This window comes from Micromonospora sp. NPDC051925, from assembly GCF_044548625.1.
In the GTDB taxonomy this organism is placed as follows: Bacteria; Actinomycetota; Actinomycetes; order Mycobacteriales; family Micromonosporaceae; genus Micromonospora.
In genome coordinates, this window is the sequence record NZ_JBIUCH010000017.1 from 42880 (window position 1) to 64715 (window position 21836).

The following is a 21836-nucleotide window of genomic DNA, read 5'->3' on the forward strand; positions in this document are numbered from 1 at the left end:
GGCACGGCGACGCCGCCCGGACGTCCGGATACGGCGACGCCGGCCCGGAGGGGTGCTCCGGCCCGGCGTCGGTTCGCCGCTGACGCTCAGCGGGTCGCGTGGTACTCGTCGACGATCTCCTGCGGGATGCGACCCCGGTCGGAGATGTCCTTGCCGTTCTTCTTGGCCCAGGACCGGATCGCCTTGTTCTGCTCGCGGTCGGCGGTCGCACCGCCCCGGCCCCGGGCGGCCCGGCCGCCCACGACCACGCCACCCCGGCCCACCCGGGTGCCGGCGGCCACGTACGGCGCGAAAACGTCCCGCAATTTGTCGGCGTTGGAGTTCGACAGGTCGATCTCGTACTGAACACCGTCGAGGGCGAACTTCACGGTCTCGTCCGCGTCCCCGCCGTCCAGGTCATCGACCAGCTTGTGAATGATCTGCTTGGCCACGTCCCACATTCCTTTCGAGCAGGGTGCTCCTGCAATAGGAGCACGATAACCTGCCCGATGCTTGCCGCGTCAATAGGACGCCGTAACGACCCGGCAAAGGTCTTGCCGGGGGCTACTCGGCGCGGACCAAGGGGAAGAGGATGGTTTCCCGAATTCCCAGGCCGGTCAGCGCCATCAAGAGCCGGTCGATTCCCATTCCCATACCACCTGCCGGCGGCATTCCGTACTCCATCGCCCGCAGAAAGTCCTCGTCCAGCCGCATGGCCTCGTCGTCGCCCCGGGCGGCCAGCTGGGCCTGCGCGACCAGCCGCTCCCGCTGCACCACCGGGTCCACCAGCTCGGAGTACGCGGTGCCCAGCTCGAAGCCGAGCACGTAGAGGTCCCACTTCTCGGCCAGTCCCGGCTCGCTGCGGTGGGCCCGGGTCAGCGGGCTGGTCTCCTCCGGGTAGTCCCGCACGAAGGTCGGCGACTGGAGGCTCGGGACCACCAACTCCTCGAACAACTCCTCGGCCAACTTGCCCGGACCCCACTTCGGGTCGACCGCGAGCCCCACCTTGTCGGCGTACTCCACCAGGCGGTTGCGGTCGGTACGGACCGTGACCTCCTCGCCGAGCGCCTCGGAAAGCACTCCGAAGAGGGTCACCGAGCGCCACTCGCCGCCCAGGTCGAACTCCTGGCCGTCGGCGTGGGTCACCGTCGTCGAGCCGCTGACCGCCACCGCCGCCTGCTGCACGAGATTACGGGTCAACGCGGCCATGGTGTCGTAGTCGCCGTACGCCTGGTAGGTCTCCAGCATCGCGAACTCCGGCGAGTGCGACGAGTCGACTCCCTCATTGCGGAAGTTGCGGTTGATCTCGAACACCCGGTCGACGCCGCCGACCACGGCGCGCTTGAGAAACAGTTCCGGCGCGATTCGCAGATACAGATCCGTACCCAGTGCATTGCTGTGGGTCACGAATGGGCGGGCCGCCGCGCCGCCGTGCAGCAACTGGAGCATCGGCGTCTCGACCTCGATGAATCCCTGACCGTGCAGCGAGTCACGCAGGCTGCGCACCGCCGCGGCCCGGGTCCGGACCATCTGCCGGGCCTGCGGACGGACGATCAGGTCCACGTACCGCTGCCGGACCCGGGCCTCCTCGCTCAGTGGCTTGTGCGCCACCGGCAGCGGACGCAGCGCCTTGGCGGTCACCGCCCACTCGTCGGCGAGCACCGACAGCTCACCCCGCCGGCTGGTGATCACCTCACCGGTGACCCCCACGTGGTCACCCAGGTCGACCAGGCGCTTCCAGTCGTCCAGCCGCTCCGCGCCCACCCGGTCCAGGGAGAGCATCGCCTGGAGTTCGGTGCCGTCGCCGTCGCGCAGGGTCGCGAAGCAGAGCTTGCCGGTGTTCCGTACGAAGATCACCCGGCCGGTGACCGAGACCCGGTCCCCGGTCGCGGTGTCGGTCGGCAGTTCGGCGTACCGCTCGCGGACCTCGGCCAGGGTGCTGGTCCGGGGAAAGCCCACGGGGTACGGCTCGACGCCCTCGGCGAGCATCCGGTCCCGCTTCTCCCGGCGGACCTTCATCTGCTCGGGAAGGTCGTCGGCGGGGTCCACTGGCACGGCGTTCTGCTCGGTCACGGCACGCTTCCTCGGCTAAGGGAATTTTCGGCGGGGTCAGCCCATGAGCGTACTCAAGCCCTCAGCCGGCCGTTACGGGATAACCTGCCGGCCATGACGGACCCCACTGCGGCGGTCTCCTTCGGTGCCGCCGCGGCCGGTTCCGCCCGCGGCGGCTCTTCGCCAGCCATCCCGACCTGGCCGGTCGGGAGACCGTCGCACCGCCGTACCGCATCCTCGTCTTCCGCGCCGCCGCCACTGATCTGCCCGTTCCGGTACCGCGCCGCGGTCGACGACCTGGACGTCGACGAGCAGACGACGGAAGGTGGCCCTTCCGTGCGGCTCAGGTGTTCCGCTCGTAGACCATCCGCAGGCCGATCAGGGTGATCATCGGCTCGTGGTGGGTGATGGTCCGGCACTCGCCGATCACCACCGAGGCCAGCCCACCGGTGGCGATCACCGCCCGCACCTGGCCCAGTTCCTCGGTCATCCGTTCGACGATCCGGTCGACCTGCCCGGCGAAGCCGAAGTAGAGGCCGGACTGGAGGCACTCCACGGTGTTCTTGCCGATCACCGAGCGGGGCTTGTTCGCCTCCACCTTGCGCAGCTGGGCGGCGCGGGCCGCCAACGCGTCGAAGGAGATCTCGATGCCCGGGGCGAACGCCCCGCCGAGGAACTCACCCCGGCCGCTGATCACGTCGAAGTTGGTGGTGGTGCCGAAGTCCACCACGATCGACGGCCCGCCGTAGAGGGTGTACGCGGCCAGGGTGTTGACCACCCGGTCCGCGCCGACCTCCTTGGGGTTGTCGATCGCCAGCTGGACCCCGGTCCGTACCCCCGGCTCGACGACCACGCTCGGCAGGTCGGCGTAGTAGCGGGCCAGCATGGTACGCAGCGAGCGCAGCGCCGCCGGCACCGTCGAGCAGGCGGCCACCCCGGTGATCTCCACGGCGTCACCGGCCAGCAGCCCCCGGAACATCAGACCCAGTTCGTCCGCCGTCGAACGGGCGTCGGTCTTGATCCGCCACGAGTGCACCAGCTTGTCGCCGTCGAAGGTCGCCAGCACGGTATTGGTGTTTCCGATGTCGATGCAGAGCAGCACGCACGCAGCCTAGACGCCGGCCGGCCCGTCGAGCGCGAGGAGTGAGCCGGGTCAGCTCACCGCTCGCGCAGGTCGAGCGCGATGTCCAGGATCGGCGAGGAGTGCGTCAGCGCCCCCACTGAGAGGAAGTCCACCCCGGTCGCCCCGTACTCGGCGGCCCTCTCCAGGGTCAGCCCGCCGGTCGCCTCCAGCTCGGCGCGGTCGCCGACCGCCGCGACCACCTCACGCAGGGTCGCCGGGGACATGTTGTCCAGCAGCAGGAAGTCGGCGCCGGCCTCGACCGCCTCGACCGCCTCGACCGGGGTGTCCACCTCGACCTGCACGGGCACCTCCGGGAAGGTCTCCCGGACCCGCCGGAAGGCCGCCCCGATGCCACCGGCGGCCAGCTTGTGGTTGTCCTTGATCATGGCGACGTCGTACAGGCCCATCCGCTTGTTGGTGCCGCCGCCGGCCCGGACCGCGTACTTCTCCAGCATCCGCAGCCCCGGGGTGGTCTTCCGGGTGTCCAGCACCGTCGCCTTCGTACCGGCCAGCGCGTCCGCCCAGGACCGGGTGTGGGTGGCCACCCCGGACATCCGGGAGAGCAGGTTCAGCGCCGTCCGCTCGGCGGTGAGCAGCAAACGGGTCGGGCCGGTCACCGTGGCCAGCACGTCACCCCGGGCCACCCGTGCGCCGTCGTGGGCCACCACCGACACCTCGACCGTACGATCCGCAGCGGTCACCTCGGCGACCAGCTCGAAGACCGCCGCAGCCACGGCCAGGCCGGCCACCACGCCGTCGGCTCGGGCCACCAGATCGGCGGTGTCGGTCTGCTCGGGCGCAATGGTGGCGACGCTGGTGACGTCGAGGAAGTCCGGCCCCAGATCCTCGGTGAGCGCGTCGACGATCACCCGCCGAACCCGCTCCGGGTCCAGGCCACCGGCCGTCAGCGCCCGCCGCGTCGAGTCCCTCACCAGACCTCCCTCACCTGCAACACCGACTCACTCCGCGCGCTCAGGGGCGCTCCCGCCGTTCGTGACTGCGGGGCTCGCAAAACCGGCTCACTCCTCGCGCTCATGGGTAGCCTCCCATCGTTCGGTCAGGCCGCCCTGGGGGCCGACCGCCGCGACGAGGTGGCCGCGCCAGCGCTCGTCGGCCGTCGGGAAGTCCTCCCGCCAGTGGCAGCCCCGGGTCTCCTGCCGGGCGTACGCGGCGGCGACCAGGGTCGCCGCCACGGTCACCAGGTTCGTCGCCTCCCAGTCGGCCACGCCCGGCCGACCCCGGCCCTGCCCCAGCTCGGTCAGGGTGGCGGCGGTCGCGGCCAGGGTCCGCGCCGAACGCAGCACCCCGGCGCCCCGGGTCATCGCCCGTTGCAGCTCCGCGGTCCCCCCGGCCGGCACCACCCAGCCCGTGCCGCCCACCCAGGCACCGGTCTCCGCCGGCTTCGCCTGCTCGGGCAGTCCGGCGGCGATGTCCTCGGCGATCCGGCGGGAAAAGACCAGCCCCTCCAGCAGCGAGTTGCTGGCCAGCCGGTTCGCGCCGTGCACGCCCGTGCAGGCGACCTCGCCGCAGGCGTACAGGCCGGGGATGGAGGTCCGGCCACGCAGGTCGGTGCGCACGCCACCGGACGCGTAGTGGGCGGCCGGGGCGACCGGGATCAGCTCGGTCGCCGGGTCGACCCCGATGGCCAGGCAGGACGCGACGATGGTCGGGAACCGCCCGGCCAGGAAGTCCCCGCCGAGATGCCGGGCGTCGAGGTACACCTGGTCGACGCCGGTGGCCAACAGCACCCGGTGGATGCCCTTCGCCACCACGTCCCGGGGCGCCAGTTCGGCCAGCTCGTGCTGGCCGAGCATGAACCGCTTGCCGTCGGCGTCGACCAGATGGGCGCCCTCGCCGCGCAGCGCCTCCGAGACCAGCGGCTGCTGGGCCAGTCCCGCGCCCGGCACCCGGGCCTGCGGCGGCACGATCAGGGCGGTCGGGTGGAACTGCACGAACTCGACGTCGGTGACCGCCGCGCCGGCCCGCATCGCCAACGCCACCCCGTCACCGGTGGAGACCGCCGGGTTGGTGGTGGCCGAGAAGACCTGCCCCATCCCGCCGGTGGCCAGCACCACCGCGCGGGCCAGCAACGCGCCGACGCCGTCCTCGCTGCCCTCGCCCAGCACGTGCAGGGTGATGCCGCAGGCCGGGCCGGGGGAGTCCGGGCCGTCGCCGGGGGCGCGCAGCAGGTCCAGCACCAGGGCGTGCTCGACCAGCCGGATCCACGGGTCGCGGCGGACCGCCGCGTGCAGGGCCCGCTGCACCTCCGCCCCGGTGGCGTCGCCACCGGCGTGCACGATCCGGTCGGCCCGGTGTCCACCCTCCCGGGTGAGCATCAGCGAGCCGTCCGGGTTGCGGTCGAACTCCGCGCCGATCCGCATCAGCTCCCGCAGCCGGAGCGGACCCTCCTCCACCAGCACCCGGACCGCCGCCGGGTCACAGAGTCCGACCCCGGCGACCTCGGTGTCCCGGGCGTGCGCGGCGGGCGAGTCCGCCGGATCGAGTACGGCGGCGATGCCGCCCTGCGCCCAGCGGGTCGAACCGTCGTCAATGTTGACCTTGGTGACCACGGTGACGTGCAGGCCCGCCTCGCGCAGGTGCAGCGCGGCGGTGAGCCCGGCGACCCCGGAGCCGACCACGATCACGTCGGTGGTCTCCACCCAGCCGGGCGCGGGAGCGGCCAGCAGCCTGGGCAGAGCCGGCAGGTCGACGGTCGGCGGAAGTTCCATGCCCACAGTCAACCTGAACGATCCTCGCGACGGGCGGCGGGGGCGGGACGAGTGGTTTCGGCTACCCCGTCCGCTACTTCGTCCGGATCGGCAGGGCGGCCGGTCCGCCCCCCTTCAGCGAACTGGTCACCGTCCGGTCGCTCAACCACAGGTAGCAGCGGACCCCCCGGTCACCGACCCGCCAGCGACCCGGACCGGGGGGACGCACCACCACGCCGCTGCGGAACCGCAGGTCGGCATCGTCCGGCACGCCCACGTAGCGGGCCAGGAGAGTACGGCAGCCGGCGTACAGCGGCAGCCAGTCGGTGTCCTTCGTCGGGTACGGCCGATCGGGGGCCTTCCAGGCGCCCACGAACTCCGCCTCGTGCGCGGTGGCGCACTCCACCGGCACCAGCACCTGCACGCCGGCGCCCCGGCCGCCGTTCTTCGCCCGCTGGCAACCCAACCGGAGCGGGGACGGGCCCTTCAACGCGTCCCGCAGACTGCCCGTACGGGTGACCACGGTGGCCGCCGCCTCGACCGTGTTCACCTCGCTGACGTCGCACCGGAACCAGCGGGCTCCCGCCGCCCAGCCGGGTGCGGTCGGCAGCGCCACCGCCAACCGCAGCCGGCCGGCCCGCCAGTCGTCACCCACGTACCCGGTGGCCTGGACGTCGCACTCGGCGAACGCGCCACGCAGTTCGGGTGAGCCGGTCGCGGGCGCGGTGGCCCGCTCGCCAGGCAACGCGCCCACGTGCACCGTCTCCACCCGGTGCGGCACCGCACAGTCCACCGGCGCGTACGCCGCCAGGGCGACCGTGTCGGTGAAGTCGGCGACCTGGCACACCCCTGCCTCGGGGGTGAACGGCCCGGCCGCCGGCAGGGCCGCCCAGTCGTCGGTGAGATCCCCGTCGAGGCCGCCCGGCGCGCCGCAACCCGTCAGGACTGCTCCCACCGCCAACGCGGCGACCATGACCCTCATCGCACGGCGCAACGCGGCCTCCCCAGCCGACGACCGTCAATCCGACGGTCAGCCCAGGGTAACCAAAAATGACCTTCCGGTGACAGACCGGAAGTCCGGTCAGCCGACGACGGCGAGCGGACTCGGGACCGGGTCGCCGGCCGTCCCGGTGGCCGCCGCGGCGGGATCGCCGCCCAGCTCAACAACCCTGTTGTCGGCGTCGACGTGGACCACCCGGGGACGGTACGTCCGGGCCTCCGCGTCGTCCATCTGACCGTACGAGATCAGGATCACCAGATCCTGCGGGTGCACCAGATGCGCCGCCGCGCCGTTGATGCCGATCACGCCGCTGCCCCGCTCCCCCGGGATCACGTACGTCTCCAGCCGGGCCCCGTTGGTCACGTCCACGATCGCCACCTGCTCGCCGGGGAGCAGGTCGGCGGCGTCGAGCAGATCCTGGTCCACCGTCACCGAGCCCACGTAGTGCAGGTCGGCCTGGGTCACCGTCGCCCGGTGGATCTTCGACTTGAGCATGGTCCGGAACATCGGCGTGCCTTTCAGCAGGTGATGACTGGTGATCAGGAGCGGGGGGCGAGGTGGATGGCCAGGTTGTCGATCAGCCGGGTGTCGCCCACCCAGGCCGCGATCAGCAGCCGCGCCGGCCCGGTGACCGGCCCCGGCTCCAGGTCCGGGTCGGTGAGCGCCAGGTAGTCCAGTCGCGCGCCCGGCGCATCGCCCCACCCCCGGTGCGCGGCGGCCAGCACGTCACCGGCGTCGTCACCCCGATCGGCGGCGGCGGCTCCGGCCCGCAACGCGGCGGACAGGCTCAGCGCGACCCGCCGCTCGTCCGCCGACAGGTAGCGGTTGCGGCTGGACAGAGCCAGGCCGTCCGGCTCCCGTACGGTCGGCACCCCGACCACCTCGACCGGCACGTCCAGGTCCCGGGCCATCCGGCGGACCAGGGTGAGCTGCTGGTAGTCCTTCTCCCCGAAGAAGGTGAGATCGGGCCGGGTGAGCTGGAGCAGCTTCAGCACCACGGTCAGCACCCCGTGGAAGAAGCCGGGCCGGCTCTGCCCCTCCAGGTCCTCCCCGAACTGCCCCGGGTTCACCCCGACCGTGGGCTGACCGGTCGGGTACATGTCCGACACGTCCGGGGCGAACACCAGGTCCGCGCCGGCCCGTCGGCACACCTCCAGGTCGGCGTCCAGGGTGCGCGGGTACCGGTCGAAGTCCTCGTTCGGACCGAACTGCAACGGGTTCACGAAGATCGTCACGAGGACGTGGTCGGCCCGCTCCCGGGCCGCCCTGATCAGGGTCTCGTGCCCCTGGTGCAGCGCGCCCATCGTCATCACCACACCGACCGTGCCGGCCAGCCCCTCCCGGGCCTTCGCCAGCTCCGCCCGCGTGTGCACCAACTCGGTCCCGGTGCTCATGCTGTAATCCCTTTCGCTCGCGACTGCGGGGCTCGCAAAACCGGCTCACTCCTCGCGCTCACCGCACTCCCACCCGCTCGCGACTGCGGGGCTCGCAAAACCGGCTCACTCCTCGCGCTCACGCGGGCACCTCGCGGTGGATGCTCGCCAACACGTCCAGCAGCGACTCGGCGTCCACCGGGCGCAGCCGGCCCGCCGCGATCGCCCGATCCGCGCTCCGTCGGGCCAACGCCAGGTAGGGGGCGACGGATTCCGGCGCGGTCTCCGCCAGCCGGGCCAGGTGCCGCCGTACGGTGCCCGCGTCGCCCCGCGACACCGGACCGGTGAGCGCGTCGTCGCCGAGCCGCAGCGCGTTCTCCAACGCCGCCCGCAGCAGCGGGGCGAGCACCTTCTCCGGCTGCCCCACCCCGGCGTCCCGCAGCCGGTCGGCCGCCTCGTTGACCAGGGTCACCAGGTGGTTCGCGCCGTGCGCCAGCGCCGCGTGATAGAGGACACGGTCCGCCTCGCCCACCCATTCCGGCACCCCGCCCAGGTCGGCGACGAGCCGGGCCGCCGCCGCCCGCAGCTCCACCGGGGCGGTCACCCCGTACGAGATGCCGGCGAGCCGGGACAGGTCGTCCGGCGTACCGGTGAAGGTCATCGCGGGGTGCAGGGCCAGCGGGCGGGCGCCCACGGCGGCGGCCGGGGCCAGCACGGCCAGGCCGTGTGCGCCGGAGGTGTGCGCGACCAGTTGGCCGGGGTGCAGCGCCCCGGTGTCGGCCAGCCCGGCGACCACCACCGCCAGGGCGTCGTCCGGCACGGCGATCAGCAGCAGGTCGGTGGCGTCCCGGGCGACCGAGGTGGCCGACCGGTTCACCGCATCCGGCAGGAGCAGCGCGATCCGGGCCTTCGCGGCCCCGGAGACCCCGGAGGCGGCGACCACCCGGTGCCCGGCGGCGACCAGCGCCGCCCCCAGCACGGCACCCACCCTGCCTGCGCCGACGACACCGACGGTGAGGCTCCGGGGAAGGACGAACGGGACGCCGGGTACGGCGGGGCCCTGCGGTGCGGCGGCCCCGGGCGGGGCAGCCGGACGCGGGCGCAGCGGTGCGCTCATGGCAACGATCCAGTCCTCGAAAGGGGGTACCGGTCGATCGCAAGTATGCGCCGGGGGCAGGGAACACGAACAAGGATGTGTGAAAACCTTCACCGACTGCGGGGACCGGGCCGCCCGGTGGAGCGGCGGCCCGGTGCGGCAGCTCAGCGTCGGTCGCGTAGGAAACCGGCGTCGACGAACTTGACATTGGTGTCCGGACGCGCCCCGTCGTCCCCGTCCGGCTTCGCCGGGGTGTTCCGACCGTCGTGCACCACCAGCAGCCCACCGGGGAAGCCCGGCAACGGGGTGGCCGTCACCGCCGCCCCGTCGCACTCCTGCGAGCCGTCGACCCGGCCGTCGACCACCGCGAACCGGCCGGTCGGCCGGTTGGTCCGCCGGTCGTAGGTGTAGAACGTGTCGTCGCCCTGGCTGGACACGATCAGGGTGCCCGCGTACCGGCCGGTGCGCAGGATGGTCAGGCCCTCCACGTCCTGGGCGATCCGCCCGCCGAAACCGGGGTCGGCGGCGTCCCGCACGGGAGCGGCGGCGGCACCGGAGGCGGCCACCAGCAGTGGTACGACCGCCAGCGCAGGGATCGCGATTCGTCTCATGCCCGCAGACCGTAGGGTCGGCACGGTGACGGACCCTGAACGCGGGATGAACTCGATACGCTGGCGGGACGCCATGGACGCCGCCCTCTACGGGCCGGACGGCTTCTTCGTCTCCGGGGCGGGCCCGGCCGGCCACTTCCGCACGAGCGTGCACGCCTCCCCCACGTTCGCGGCGGCGGTCTTCCGGCTCGTGACGCGCCTCGACGCCGCCCTCGGGTTCCCCACGCCGTTCGACGTGGTAGACGTGGGCGCCGGCCGGGGTGAACTGCTCCGCACCCTGGCAACCCTGGCCCACGACCCCGTACCCGACACCTCCCCACCCACGACCTCTCCGCACGTCGCTTCCCCCGCCGACACCCGCCCAGCCCCCAGCACCCCCCTCACCACCTCCCCGGCCGTCCCCTCCCCGACCGTCCCCCACCCGGCCGTCCCCTCCCCGACCGCCCCTCACCCGCAACCGCCGCCACTGGCCCACCGCCTGCGCCTCACCGCCGTGGAACTGGCCCCCCGCCCCCCGGATCTCCCGCCCGACATCACCTGGACCACCGAGATCCCACCAGCCCTGACCGGCCTCCTGATCGCCACCGAATGGCTGGACAACATCCCCCTGGACCTCGCCACCGGCCACCACTACCGCCTGGTGGACCCGAAAACCGGCAAGGAGACCCCCGGCCCCCCACTGACCCCCCAGGACACCACCTGGCTAACCCACTGGTGGCCCACCCCACCCCCACCCCCCGGCCTGCATCCGGTGATCAAGAGGTTTGCGTCAGAAGAGGGCGCGGAACCTGACGCAAACCTCTTGATCAACCGGGTGGAAATCGGGCGGAGTCGGGATGAGGCGTGGGCGAAGGCGGTGCGGCGGGTGGGGCGGGGGGTGGCGCTGGCGGTGGACTACGGGCACCTGCGGGGGGAGCGGCCGGTGGGCGGGACGTTGACCGGGTACCGGGGTGGGCGGCAGGTGCCGCCGGTGCCGGACGGGTCGTGCGACGTCACCGCGCACGTCGCCATGGACTCCGTGGCCGCTGCCGGTGAGCGGGTCGCCGGGTGCGCGTACACCCTCATGTCGCAGCGGGAGGCACTGCTCGCGCTCGGGGCCGACGGCGGGCGACCGCCGCTGAGCCTGGCCGGCACCGACCCCGCCGGGTACGTGCGGGCGCTCGCTGCGGCGTCGGCGGCGGCCGAGCTGACCGACCCCGCCGGCCTCGGCGGGCACCACTGGCTGCTCCAGCCGGTCGGCGTCGCCGTCGATACACTCATGGCACGATGACCGGATGACCACGGACACCGGTGAACTGCGCGAGCTGACCGTCGGCACCGGGGCCGGCGGCGAGCAGCTCGGCACCGACATGGTGCTCAACATCGGCCCGCAGCACCCCTCGACGCACGGGGTGCTGCGGCTGAAGCTGGTGCTCGACGGGGAACGGGTGGTCGCCGCCGAACCGATCGTCGGGTACATGCACCGGGGCGCGGAGAAGCTGTTCGAGGTCCGCGACTACCGGCAGATCATCGTGCTGGCCAACCGGCACGACTGGCTGTCGGCCTTCTCCAACGAGCTGGGCGTGGCGCTCGCCGTGGAACGCCTGATGGGCCTGGAGGTGCCCGAACGGGCCACCTGGCTGCGGATGGCGCTGGCCGAGCTGAACCGGGTGCTCAACCACCTGATGTTCCTCGGCTCGTACCCACTGGAGATCGGCGCGATCACCCCGGTCTTCTACGCGTTCCGGGAACGGGAGACCATCCAGGCGATCATGGAGGAGGTCTCCGGCGGTCGGATCCACTACATGTTCAACCGGGTCGGCGGGCTCAAGGAGGAGGTGCCCGCAGGCTGGACCGGCCGGGCCCGCGCCGCCATCGGCGAGGTCCGCCGCCGACTGCCCGACCTGGACGATCTGATCCGGCGCAACGAGATCTTCCTGGCCCGTACCGTCGGGGTGGGGGTGCTGTCGGCCGCCGACGCCGCCGCGTTCGGGGCGTCCGGGCCGGTCGCGCGGGCCTCCGGGCTCGACCTGGACCTGCGCCGCGACGACCCCTACCTGGCGTACGACCAGCTCGACGTGCCGGTGGTCACCCGCACCGCCGGGGACTGCCACGCCCGCTTCGAGGTGCTGCTCGACCAGGTGTACGCCTCCCTCGACCTCGCCGAGCAGTGCCTGGACCGGGTGGACCGGCTCACCGGGCCGGTGAACACCCGACTGCCCAAGGTGGTCAAGGCCCCCGAGGGGCACACCTACGCCTGGACGGAGAACCCGCTCGGGATCAACGGCTACTACCTGGTGTCGCGGGGCGAGAAGACGCCGTGGCGGCTCAAGCTGCGCACCGCCTCGTACGCCAACGTGCAGGCCCTGGCCACCCTGCTCCCCGGCTGCCTGGTACCCGACCTGATCGCCATCCTCGGCTCGATGTTCTTCGTGGTCGGCGACATCGACAAGTGAACCGCGTCTGATCACGGCGCGGAAGTTGTCCCGGGCGGCCCGACGTGGCCGGGTGGGCAACGCCAGGGGCCGGGGCGGGGTCAGCGCCAGTGGCCGCCGGCGCGGGGGGCGTCGTCCTGCGGCGGGTAGCCGTACCGTTGCTCGTCACCCCACTGGTGGCTGCCACGCGGCTCGGGCTCGGGGGTCCGCCACGAGACCACCGGCTCCCGGTCCCGCCGCTGCTCGGCCGGTTGCCCGCCCCACCGCTGGCCGTCGGCCTGTGCGGGCCAGTCCTGCGCCGACTGCGGGGCCCGCGCCGACCAGTCCTGCGCCGGCTGGCCGGCAGGAGCCGACCAGTCCGGTCCCGGCTGTTGTTCGGCACGGGCCGGCCGCTCCTGGGCGGACTGCACGGACTGGGCGGCACGGGCCGGCCGCTCCTGGGCGGACTTGACGGGCTGGGCGGCACGGGCCGGCCACTCCTCGGCCGGTCGCTGGCCGCGTGCCGGTTCGCGCCACTGCTGCGGCACCGGAACGCCGCCGGCCGGGAGCGCCGGGCGGTCGTCCGGCGCTGACCGGCCGCCACCCCACTGCTCACCAACCCGCTCCGGATCGTCGCGGTACGGGTCCTCCTGCCGGACCGAGGCCCACTGGTCGGAGTAGCGGTATCCCGCTCCGTCGGCGTGCGCCTCCGCCCGACGCTCCCCGACCCGCAACTCCCGGGCACGCCCGTCGTCGCGCACCTCGGCCCACCTGCCACCGGCGCGCACCTCACGAGCGGGCGGCTCCTCACGGGCGTCGGTCCAGCCGGTCCGGCTGCCCGTCCAGGCATCGGCCTCCTCGACGACCGGGGACCGCTCCGGCCGGGCCGGCTCGCCTCGCTCGTCGGCCGGAGCGCCCCAGGCGGGGGCGGTGGCCGGCCAGGCCCGCTCGTCCCGAGGTGCCGGACGGGAACCCCGGGAACGGTCGTCCGGCTGGGCCGACCACCCCCGGTCGGTCGACTCGGCCCGCCCCGACCAGGGACGCTCCGGCTCCCCGCCGGCCCAGGACGACTCGTCCGAGCCGGGCGTCCAGCGGCCGGCGTACCCACCGCCGTAGCCGCCACCCGCCGGGTCGGGCCCGTCGACGACGGTGTGCCGGGTGGTCACGTGCACGGTCTCGGTGTGCCGCACCACGCCGAGCGGGCGGGACGCCGGCTCGGCAGCGGGCACCGCGCCGCGCGGTTCCCGGGGGGACGCCCCGTACCCACCGGCCTGGCCGGTGACCGGGCGCTCCGGGGCGTACCGGCGGCCGGTCGGTTCGGCGGCCGGTCGGTCGGCGGTGGCCCGTCCCCGGCCCGCCGCGACCGGCTCCGGGGTGTCCGCCCGCCGCCCCCATCCCGATGCGGTCTCCTCGGCGACGGCCCGGCGACGGCCGACCGGAACCTCCGGTTCCGGCTCGGCGGCCGGGACCTGGACTCGACCCGCGCCGCCGGCCCGCTCGTCGGCGGTCGGCGGGCTGATTCCGGCGGCGATCCCTGCCGCCGCCGCGTCCAGTTGGCGACGCAACGCGGTGACCTGCTCCTCGGCCCGCTGGGACTGGTCCAACGCCTGGTTGCCACGCTGGGCGGCGGCGACGATCTCGCTACGCAACTCGCGTCGGAGCTGCTCCAACTCGTCGAGAACCTCCTCGCCGGACGACCGGGCACCGTCGTCGGCCCGCAGCGCGATGGAGAGGCCGATCAGCACCACGGAGGTGATGGCCAGTACCGCGGCGAACCGCAGTGGACCGTTGCCATCGGCGACCATCAGGATCAGCGCGGCTATCGGCGCGAACGCCACCCCGGTCCAGAACAGGACGGCCAGCAACTGGAGGCTGCGCTTCTCGGAGACGACCGGGGAGGGCATGGCTGTGCAGCCTACCGAGATGTACGCGGGCTGGGAACGGTCCCAGGGCAGAAATGACCCGATCTCGGCCGGTACGACTCGAGACGGACCCGGTCGCGGTCGGGGGGAGCCGACCGCGACCGGGATGACGATCAGCTGGTGGCGAGCGCGCCGTCAGACGAGAAGACCAGGCCCACGCTGGCGGTACCGGTCTTCAGGGCGTTCTTGGTCTGCGGACCACCGGCGTCCAGCGAGCTGAACGAACCGGCCTTGAAGTCGTAGACCTCGACCAGACCGGCCTGGCACTTCGGCCGCTGCGGGCACTCCGGCGGCCCGGCCAGCACGGTGTCCTTGCCGGAGCACTTGGCCGCCAGGTCGGAGAGGGTCTTCAGGGCGTACTTGTCGGCGAACGCCCTGGTGACGGCGAAGGCGTTCTGGTCCTGGGCCGACGACGGGGTGCCGAAGGTGATGCCCGCCTTGTCGCCCTCGGACTTCAACGCGCTGACCGTCTTGTCCAGCTCCGGCGAGGAGACCGGAGTGGCGTCCTTGCCGTTGGCCTTGGTGTTGAGGAACTCCGCCATGGTCGCCGCGTACTCGGGGACGACCTGGATCTCGCCCTTCTCCAGGCTCGGCTCGTAGAGCTCACGGTTGCCGATCTGCTGCACCTTGACCTGGTAGCCGGCCGCGGTCAGGGCGATGTTGTACAGCTCGGCCAGGGTCTGGCTCTCGGAGAAGTTGCCTGCCCCGACGACGATCGGGCCGCCCGACCCCTTGGCGATGCCGGTGGTCACCCCGTTGGCCGAGGCGAACTCCTCGGCAGCCGCCTTCGGCGTCTTGCGGTCCACGTCGACCGCCTTGTTGAGGGCGATCAGCTTCGGCGTGTCCAGCGCGGCGGAGACCCTGTCCAACGCGGCGAGGAGCTGCGGGTTCGCCACCTTGGCGTTGACCGCCGGAATGATGTTGTCGGTGTTCTGGAGCTTCTTGTCGTCGTCGAGGACGACCAGCTGGTCACCGGCGACCGGGGCGCAGCCCGCACTGCTCGTACCCTGCTCCGGAGCATCGGTGCCGGACGAGCCGGCGTCTCCGCACCCGGTCAACAGACCCGCCATGGTCAGGGCGCCCACCGCACCCACCGCCAGCCGTGTCCGTACGCGCATCGTGCCCGCCTTCCGTGTCCCGGCGCGGCCCCGGAAGGGCCGGCCGCGTGTCCGACGGGCGACGATCGCCGCCCGCGTGTTCCAGCCAATATCCTCCAGGACCGACCGACAAACTCTGAGCGGATTTCGTCATCGGATCGTCACGCGACAGATCAGTTTCCCGCCGTGGCGTCCGCCGCCCGTCGGTTCGCCGCCCGTCGGGTACGCCGCAGTGGTCGCGGGGTCACCACCCGCTCGACCAGCGCCAACACCCCCTCCGCCGCCAACGCCAGCCCAGCCACCAACACCCCGCCGGCGATGATCTGCCCGCCGCCGGCAGCGATGTCCAGCCCGAAGCCGGCGCGGATGATCTGCCCCAGTCCCCCGCCGTTGACGAACGAGGCCAGCGCCGCCGTCGCCACCACCTGGACGGCGGCCGTGCGGAACCCGGCGGCCAGGTACGGCACCGCCAGCGGCAGCTCCACCTGGCGCAGCACCTGCCACCCGGAGAGCCCCATACCGCGCGCCGCGTCCCGGGCCTCCGGATCGGCCTGCCGCACCCCGGTGTACGCGTTGGCCAGCAGCGGCGGCACCGCGAAGACGGCCAGCGCGACCACCACCGCCGGACGACCGAAGCCGAGGAAGGTCAGCGGCAGGATGGTCAGCAGGGCCAGGGTGGGGATGGACAGGGTCAGGTTGGAGATCAGCACGACCGCGCCGCCACCGCGCCCCGAGTGCCCCAGCCACAGGCCGACCGGCCAGGCCACCATGCAGCCCAGCAGCACCGCCGCGGCGGACATGCTCAGGTGCTCACCGATCCGGTCCAGCACACCACCCGGGTTGGTCCAGTTCAACGGGTCGTTCAACCAGACCACCGCCTGCTGCACGGGATTCATCGGGTCGACCCTTCGTTGGCGGCGGGGGTCATCGGGGGCAACTCCGCAGCGTCGGCGGGGGTCATCGGGGGCGGCTCCGCAGCCAGGGCGTGAGCAGGCGGCCCACGCCGGCCAGGATCAGGTCCAGCACCAGGGCCAACAGGACGCAGAGCACCGTACCGGTCATGATCTGGGCCTTGTAGAAGTTGTTCTGGAAGCCGGCGAAGATCAGCTGACCGAGGCCACCCCGGCCGATCACCACCCCGACGGTGACCAGCGCGACGGTGGAGACGGTGGCCAGTCGTACGCCGGTGAGGATGCCGGGCAGGGCCAGCGGCAGGTCGATGCGCAACAGCCGGGCCCAGCGGCCGTACCCCATGCCCTCGGCGGCGTCCCGCACCTCCGGGGGCACCTGGTTCAGCCCGGCCACCGTGTTGCGGACGATCACCAGCAGCGCGTACAGCACCACCACGGTCAGCACGGTCACCGCGCCGATGCCCAGGTACGGGGCGATGAACGCGAACAGGGCCAGGGAGGGGATCGTGTACAACACCCCGGCCAGTGCGAGAATCGGCCCGGTGAGACGTCGGTACCAGTAGGCCAGCACCGCCAGCGGCAGGGCGACCAGCGCGGCGAGCAGCACCGCCCGGCCGGTCAGCGAGGCGTGCTCGCGCAGCGCGGCGAGAACGGTGTCAGAGTTGTCCCGCACGTACTGCCAGGAGAACCACGGATTACCCGGCTCGGCCCGGTAACTCAGGTGGAAGGACACACGTGGACGTTACCCCCGGGGGCACCGGCGACGCAGGGCACAGCGCTGCCTCGATCAGGCTGGACGGCATCCGCAAGCGGTACCCGGACGGCACCGAGGCGGTCCGGGAGCTGAGCCTGGAGGTGACGGCCGGCGAGCTGGTGGTGCTGATCGGCCCGTCCGGCTGCGGCAAGTCCACCGTGCTGCGGATGGTCAACCGGCTGATCGAGCCGACCGGCGGCCGGATCTTCCTCGGCGACGAGGACATCACCCGGGTCGACCCGGTGAAGCTGCGCCGCCGGATCGGGTACGTGATCCAGAACGTGGGCCTGTTCCCGCACCAGACCGTGGCCACCAACGTCGGTACCGTGCCCCGGCTGCTCGGCTGGTCGAAGGAGCGGATCCGGCAGCGCAGCGGTGAGCTGCTGGAGCTGGTCGGGCTGGACCCGGCCCAGTTCGGTCGCCGCTACCCGCACGAACTCTCCGGCGGCCAGCGGCAGCGGGTCGGCGTGGCCCGCGCGCTGGCCGCCGACCCGGTGGTGCTGCTGATGGACGAGCCGTTCTCCGCCGTCGACCCGATCGTGCGCGCCCGGTTGCAGGAGGAGTTCCTCCGGCTCCAGGCCGAGGTCCGCAAGACCATCGTGCTGGTCACCCACGATCTGGACGAGGCGGTCCGGTTGGGCGACCGGATCGCGGTGCTCTCCGAGGGGGGCCGGCTGGAGCAGTACGACACCCCGGCGGCCCTGCTCGGTGCCCCCGCCTCGCCGTTCGTCCGGGAGTTCGTCGGTGCGGACCGGGGCATCCGCCGGCTCGCGGTCACCCCGGTCACCCGGGAGGTGCTCGACGGGGCGACCGTCGACGCCTCCCTGCCGGAGTTGCCGCTGGGCCGGTCGGCGTACGACGCGCTGGCCGCGATGCTGACCGCTGGCGTCGACACGGTCGTGGTCACCGCCGACGGCCGGCCGGCCGGCACGCTCAGCCGCGCCCGGGTGCTGGATCTCGGGCGGACCGACAGCTAGGCAACGCCGAGGTCAGACCGGGCCGGGGTGCAGACCGGGCCGGGTCAGGCCCGACCGCCCAGGCTGGCCAGCCCGATGATCCAGCCGGCGAAGAAGCCGTAGCCGGCTCCGGTCCCGGTGGTCTCGAAGGCGGCCAACAGCGACCCGTCCGAGGTGAGCAGCGCCGCCAGCAGGGTGGCCGCCGCCCCGGCCAGGGTGTACGCGGCCCAGCCGGAGAAGAACTGGCTGGCCGAGCCCTGCACCCGGGCCACCTGGCCGGCCGGCAGCAGGTAGAGCAGCGCGGCGGCGAACAGCAGCAGCAGGATGGCCCGCAGGTCGGTGGCGAGCACCCCGTGCGCCGAATCCGCCGAGTCGACCCGCCAGGCCGGCCAGGCGAGCAGCCGCAGGTACCAGCCACCGGCGGAGTTCGGATCGGTGTGCTCCTCGGCCCAGCCGACGTACCAGGGGCTGCCGCAGACGCCGACGAGGATCAGCGCGGCGAGGGTGCCGGTGCCGGCCGCGGTGCCGTACCCGCGCACGGTGCGGGGACGGTTGGTGAGGGCCATGCGGCGGGAAGTTCCCGATCCGCCACGGCCGGCAAACCTCTCCCGCCACCCGGCGACGCGCCCGGTCAGTGCTTCATCAGGTAGTCGATGAACGCCGCCCGCAGCAGCGGCGCGGACTCCTCGTAGCCGTGCCCGGTCAGCTCCCGCCACAGCGCCGACGCCTCGTCGATGGTGGGCCCGACCGAGTTGGGCGCCCCGTCGAGGGCCGCGGCCTCGTCGGCGTTCGGCAGGTGCCGCAGCACCGACCAGAAGAACCCGACGTCGCGCCGCTCCCGGGCCAGCGCGAAGGCCCGCTCCCGCAACTCCTCCGTGGAGAGGGCGTCGAGCTGGTCGAAGGTGTGGCCGGTGCCGGCGGAAGGAGTCTCGGTCATGTCCGCGAGCCTAACCGGCGAGATCCCGTCCCGGCCCGTCGTCCACGCCCGTCCGCGCCGCCGGCCGGTGGGTCAACGCTCGCCGGTGTCCCAACGGGGTGGTTCGCGCTGCCACCGGGGGGCCTCCCAGGGGTCGGGCGGGGTGTCGGCGTCGGTCGTCCGCTCCGGCAGTGCCGGGGGCCAGTTACGCGCCTCTCCGGAGGGGGGGATCGACCAGCCGGAGCTGATCGCCCCGTCCCGCACCGGCGGCAACTCGACCGGTTCACCCCGGGGCGTACGCGGCCGACCGTACGTCTCGACCAACCGGGTCACCAGCAGGCCGCCGGCCAGCGCCGCCCCGCCGACGGCCCAGCGGTCGGTCGGGGCACCGGTCTCAGCCGCCCAGGCCAGGTAGGTCACGACCAGACCGACCGCGAGGAGGGCGCCGAAGATTCCGCCGCGTCGGCCGTAGGCGCTGGTGCCGCCGAGCATGGACCCGCCCACCGCGAGCACCGTCCAGTCCAGCCCCGACGTCGGCGTCACCGGACCGGTCCCGTTGGCGGCGACGAGCACCCCGGCGAGCATGGCGAGCACGGTGGAGGCGATCAGCGCGGCGGCGGTCACCACGGCGGCGGCCAGGCCGCGTCGTCGGGCCGGATCGGCCACCGGGCGGAACCGGCCCACCAGGCGACGCACCGCCCGGATCGCGCCGAACGCCCCGAGGAGGACGGCGACCGCGGCGAAGCCGGCGAAGAGGTAGTAGGCGTTGCGCCGGGGGTCGTAGTCGGCCTGCACCGCCACCGGCAGCTTCCGCCGCTCGATCCAGACGATCATCCCGGCGGCAGCGGCCAGGCTGGCGGCCCAGCCGGGGACGTGCAGCACCACCACCGCCCAGGCCAGGGCCAACCCGCCCAGCGCGGCGGCGACCAGGGCCGGGACGACCGCCGTCGACACCCCCCGGTCGCCCTGCTCGGCGAAGTGCAGCGCGGCGGCCAGCGCGACCGGGCCGATCGCCAGGTTCACCGCGGCGGTACGCAGGCTCAGCCCGGCGGCGAGGACGAGCAGACCCAGCGCGACCGCGTCGACGAGCAACCGACGCAGGCCGGCACCACGCACCGCGTCGGGGTTCTCCCGCCAGAGCAGGTAGGCCAGCGCGGCGAGGGCGAGCAGCAGAACCAGTTCCCAGGCGACGTGCACGCCGAGCCGGTCCCGGCCGGGCTCACCCTGCGTCGGGTCGTCGAAGACGCTCTCCGGCGCGGTCGCGGGCACTTCTGCCGACGCCGCCCGGCCCGGTTCGTCGTACACCATGCGGTGCGCCTCCCAGGTGACCGGCCGTCCCCGGTGACGGCTGACTGTTCTCCGGTCGCCAGGCACCGTACCCGCGCGCAGGGCCGGACGTAACCCCTCGGTCAGCGCTGGCCGGATCGCCCCTGCCGGTCGTCGGTGTCCTCGTCGGACTCGGGGACCCGACAGGAGCGTTCGAGCCAGAGCGCGGCGGCGATCAGGGCGAACGAGGCGAGCGTGCCGGCCCCGGCGGCGGGCCGGTCCTCGATCGCGGCGTTGGTCGGCTCGACGAAGAGCCAGCCGGTCAGTCCGGCGTAGAAACCGAAGAAAATCGCCCCGGCCAGCGCCGATGCCTTGGCCAGCACCACGAACCGGGCGACCAGCAGCGGGTTGACCGGCTCCCGACCGGGCTTGCGCTCGATCCGGCTCCGGGTGTTGACCGCCGCGTACGCCTCCAGCACCGCGAGCGCGGCCAGGGTGACCACCGGCAGCCAGGGCAGCCGGGGGATGCCGCTGTAGTAGAAGCCGCTGATCAGCAGCCAGGCCACGGCGGCGGCGGCGAGCGCGGCGACCAGCAGGGTCGAGAACCGGGTGGGCCCCATCTTCGACCCGTCGGGCTCCTGGTCACGGGGCGGTCGGGACTGCGTCATGCCGGCCGGCTCCACTGGTTCATGCGTCCGACTCTAACGCCAGATCGGGGCGGGGGTTCAGATCGAGGGCGTCACGTGCGACCGGTTCGGCCTGGAGCAGATCGGTGAGCCCACCGTGCCCGACCAGCCGCCCGCCCGGGTCGATGTCGAACCACGGTCGGAGCACGAAGGCGCGCTGGTGGGCCCGGGGGTGCGGCAGGGTCAGCCCGGGGTCGTCGCTGAGCACCGGTCGACCGGCATCGTCCCAGACGGCGACGACGTCCACGTCGAGGGTGCGCGGCCCGAACCGTCGGGCCGGGTCACGGACCCGGCCGGCGGCCTGCTCGGCGGCGTGCGCGCGGGCCAACCAGTCGCCCGGGGTCGCCGCCGGGTCGGCGACCATGACCGCCGCGTTCAGGTACGCCGGCTGGTCGGCGTCCCCCCAGGGGGGCGTCTCGTAGACGCCGGAGACCATCACCACCGCGTCGCCGAGGCCGGTCACCGCGGCCCGCAGGTGGCCGAGCCGATCGCCCAGGTTGCTGCCGATCGACAACACCGCCCGGGTCATCGGGTACGACGCATCGCGACGGCCACGTCGGCGAAGGTGTGCGGGATCGGGGCCTCGGGCTTGTGAACGGTGACGGTGGCCGCGGTGACCAGCGGTTCGGCCAGGCAGACCGCGAGCAACCGGTCGGCGAGCGTCTCGATCAGGTTGACCGGCTCGCCGGTCAGCACCGCGACCAGCCGCTCGGCCAGGTCGCCGTAGTGCACGGTGTCGGTCACCTCGTCGGTGCGGGCGGCCGGAGCGAGGTCGAGTTCGAGTTCGGCGTCGACCACGAACTCCTGGCCCCGGGCGCGCTCGAAGTCGTAGACGCCGTGCCGACCACGGGCCCGCAGCCCGGTCAGGACGATCCGGTCGGTCATCGGTCTCCCCTCCCTCGATCGACGCCGGCTGGGCCGTTCCCGCCGCCCGGCCGGGCCGGACCGGTGACGCCCCCCAGCCCGGCCATCTCCCCCAGCCCAGGCACGTCC

Annotated in this window: 23 protein-coding genes; 3 read left to right on the forward strand and 20 right to left on the reverse strand. The window is 73.3% G+C overall.

Annotated elements, in window-relative coordinates; genetic code table 11:
- Positions 1 to 86: 86 nt before the first annotated feature.
- The 10 genes from ACIG87_RS22650 to ACIG87_RS22695 form a co-directional block, all read right to left on the reverse strand.
- Complete coding sequence (locus ACIG87_RS22650) at positions 87 to 431, reverse strand: Lsr2 family protein (protein ID WP_168222573.1); 345 nt, start codon at positions 429 to 431, stop codon at positions 87 to 89.
- 112 nt (positions 432 to 543) lie between these two features.
- On the reverse strand, positions 544 to 2052 hold the full coding sequence (gene lysS, locus ACIG87_RS22655) for a lysine--tRNA ligase (RefSeq protein WP_396853001.1): 1509 nt from the start codon (positions 2050 to 2052) through the stop codon (positions 544 to 546).
- A gap of 322 nt (positions 2053 to 2374) precedes the next feature.
- Positions 2375 to 3133, reverse strand: coding sequence for a type III pantothenate kinase (locus ACIG87_RS22660; RefSeq protein ID WP_208567763.1), 759 nt, complete (start codon positions 3131 to 3133; stop codon positions 2375 to 2377).
- Positions 3134 to 3189: 56 nt separating this feature from the next.
- Positions 3190 to 4086, reverse strand: coding sequence for a carboxylating nicotinate-nucleotide diphosphorylase (nadC, locus tag ACIG87_RS22665; protein WP_396853003.1), 897 nt, complete (start codon positions 4084 to 4086; stop codon positions 3190 to 3192).
- An 87-nt stretch (positions 4087 to 4173) separates the two neighbouring features.
- Complete coding sequence (locus tag ACIG87_RS22670) at positions 4174 to 5883, reverse strand: L-aspartate oxidase (RefSeq protein ID WP_396853005.1); 1710 nt, start codon at positions 5881 to 5883, stop codon at positions 4174 to 4176.
- Between the two features lie 73 nt (positions 5884 to 5956).
- Entirely contained in the window at positions 5957 to 6844 is an 888-nt protein-coding gene (locus ACIG87_RS22675; RefSeq protein ID WP_396853006.1) for a septum formation family protein, read from the reverse strand.
- Positions 6845 to 6943: 99 nt separating this feature from the next.
- Complete coding sequence (gene panD / locus ACIG87_RS22680) at positions 6944 to 7369, reverse strand: aspartate 1-decarboxylase (RefSeq protein ID WP_396853007.1); 426 nt, start codon at positions 7367 to 7369, stop codon at positions 6944 to 6946.
- Positions 7370 to 7401: 32 nt separating this feature from the next.
- The gene (gene panC / locus ACIG87_RS22685; RefSeq protein WP_396853008.1) at positions 7402 to 8256 is read right to left on the reverse strand and encodes a pantoate--beta-alanine ligase; all 855 of its coding nucleotides are present in this window, start codon (positions 8254 to 8256) and stop codon (positions 7402 to 7404) included.
- Between the two features lie 118 nt (positions 8257 to 8374).
- Complete coding sequence (locus tag ACIG87_RS22690) at positions 8375 to 9352, reverse strand: Rossmann-like and DUF2520 domain-containing protein (protein ID WP_396853009.1); 978 nt, start codon at positions 9350 to 9352, stop codon at positions 8375 to 8377.
- A gap of 143 nt (positions 9353 to 9495) precedes the next feature.
- Complete coding sequence (locus tag ACIG87_RS22695; protein ID WP_396853011.1) at positions 9496 to 9942, reverse strand: phytase; 447 nt, start codon at positions 9940 to 9942, stop codon at positions 9496 to 9498.
- A gap of 46 nt (positions 9943 to 9988) precedes the next feature.
- Here ACIG87_RS22695 and ACIG87_RS22700 point away from each other — a divergent pair, with 46 nt between their 5' ends.
- Complete coding sequence (locus ACIG87_RS22700) at positions 9989 to 11212, forward strand: SAM-dependent methyltransferase (RefSeq protein ID WP_396853140.1); 1224 nt, start codon at positions 9989 to 9991, stop codon at positions 11210 to 11212.
- A gap of 4 nt (positions 11213 to 11216) precedes the next feature.
- Positions 11217 to 12377, forward strand: a complete 1161-nt coding sequence (locus ACIG87_RS22705; RefSeq protein ID WP_396853012.1) for an NADH-quinone oxidoreductase subunit D — start codon at positions 11217 to 11219, stop codon at positions 12375 to 12377.
- Positions 12378 to 12457: 80 nt separating this feature from the next.
- On the opposite strand, the gene ACIG87_RS22710 is transcribed toward ACIG87_RS22705, so the two are convergent.
- From ACIG87_RS22710 to ACIG87_RS22725, 4 genes are all read right to left on the reverse strand, one after another.
- A complete protein-coding gene (locus tag ACIG87_RS22710) occupies positions 12458 to 14239 on the reverse strand; it encodes a hypothetical protein (protein ID WP_396853014.1) in 1782 nt (593 codons plus the stop codon).
- A gap of 131 nt (positions 14240 to 14370) precedes the next feature.
- Positions 14371 to 15375, reverse strand: coding sequence for a glycine betaine ABC transporter substrate-binding protein (locus tag ACIG87_RS22715; protein WP_396853016.1), 1005 nt, complete (start codon positions 15373 to 15375; stop codon positions 14371 to 14373).
- Positions 15376 to 15527: 152 nt separating this feature from the next.
- Positions 15528 to 16250: an ABC transporter permease gene (locus ACIG87_RS22720; protein ID WP_396853017.1), complete on the reverse strand. Its 723-nt coding sequence runs from the start codon at positions 16248 to 16250 to the stop codon at positions 15528 to 15530.
- Positions 16251 to 16311: 61 nt separating this feature from the next.
- On the reverse strand, positions 16312 to 16998 hold the full coding sequence (locus ACIG87_RS22725) for an ABC transporter permease (RefSeq protein WP_396853018.1): 687 nt from the start codon (positions 16996 to 16998) through the stop codon (positions 16312 to 16314).
- Between the two features lie 2 nt (positions 16999 to 17000).
- Between ACIG87_RS22725 and ACIG87_RS22730 the strand changes: the two genes are divergently transcribed.
- A complete protein-coding gene (locus tag ACIG87_RS22730; protein WP_396853019.1) occupies positions 17001 to 17996 on the forward strand; it encodes an ABC transporter ATP-binding protein in 996 nt (331 codons plus the stop codon).
- A gap of 44 nt (positions 17997 to 18040) precedes the next feature.
- Here ACIG87_RS22730 and ACIG87_RS22735 read toward each other — a convergent pair whose 3' ends face one another.
- From ACIG87_RS22735 to folB, 6 genes are all read right to left on the reverse strand, one after another.
- A complete protein-coding gene (locus ACIG87_RS22735; RefSeq protein ID WP_396853020.1) occupies positions 18041 to 18541 on the reverse strand; it encodes a hypothetical protein in 501 nt (166 codons plus the stop codon).
- A 65-nt stretch (positions 18542 to 18606) separates the two neighbouring features.
- Positions 18607 to 18912: a hypothetical protein gene (locus ACIG87_RS22740; protein ID WP_396853022.1), complete on the reverse strand. Its 306-nt coding sequence runs from the start codon at positions 18910 to 18912 to the stop codon at positions 18607 to 18609.
- Between the two features lie 72 nt (positions 18913 to 18984).
- Positions 18985 to 20199: an ABC transporter permease gene (locus ACIG87_RS22745; protein ID WP_396853024.1), complete on the reverse strand. Its 1215-nt coding sequence runs from the start codon at positions 20197 to 20199 to the stop codon at positions 18985 to 18987.
- Between the two features lie 101 nt (positions 20200 to 20300).
- On the reverse strand, positions 20301 to 20777 hold the full coding sequence (locus ACIG87_RS22750; RefSeq protein WP_396853142.1) for a DUF3180 domain-containing protein: 477 nt from the start codon (positions 20775 to 20777) through the stop codon (positions 20301 to 20303).
- A 67-nt stretch (positions 20778 to 20844) separates the two neighbouring features.
- Positions 20845 to 21372 carry a 2-amino-4-hydroxy-6-hydroxymethyldihydropteridine diphosphokinase gene (gene folK / locus ACIG87_RS22755; RefSeq protein WP_396853025.1) on the reverse strand — a complete coding sequence of 176 codons (528 nt, stop codon included), beginning with the start codon at positions 21370 to 21372 and terminating at the stop codon, positions 20845 to 20847.
- Positions 21369 to 21728: a dihydroneopterin aldolase gene (gene folB / locus ACIG87_RS22760; protein ID WP_396853027.1), complete on the reverse strand. Its 360-nt coding sequence runs from the start codon at positions 21726 to 21728 to the stop codon at positions 21369 to 21371. The genes folK and folB overlap by 4 nt, the downstream gene beginning before the upstream one ends.
- Positions 21729 to 21836 lie beyond the last annotated feature (108 nt).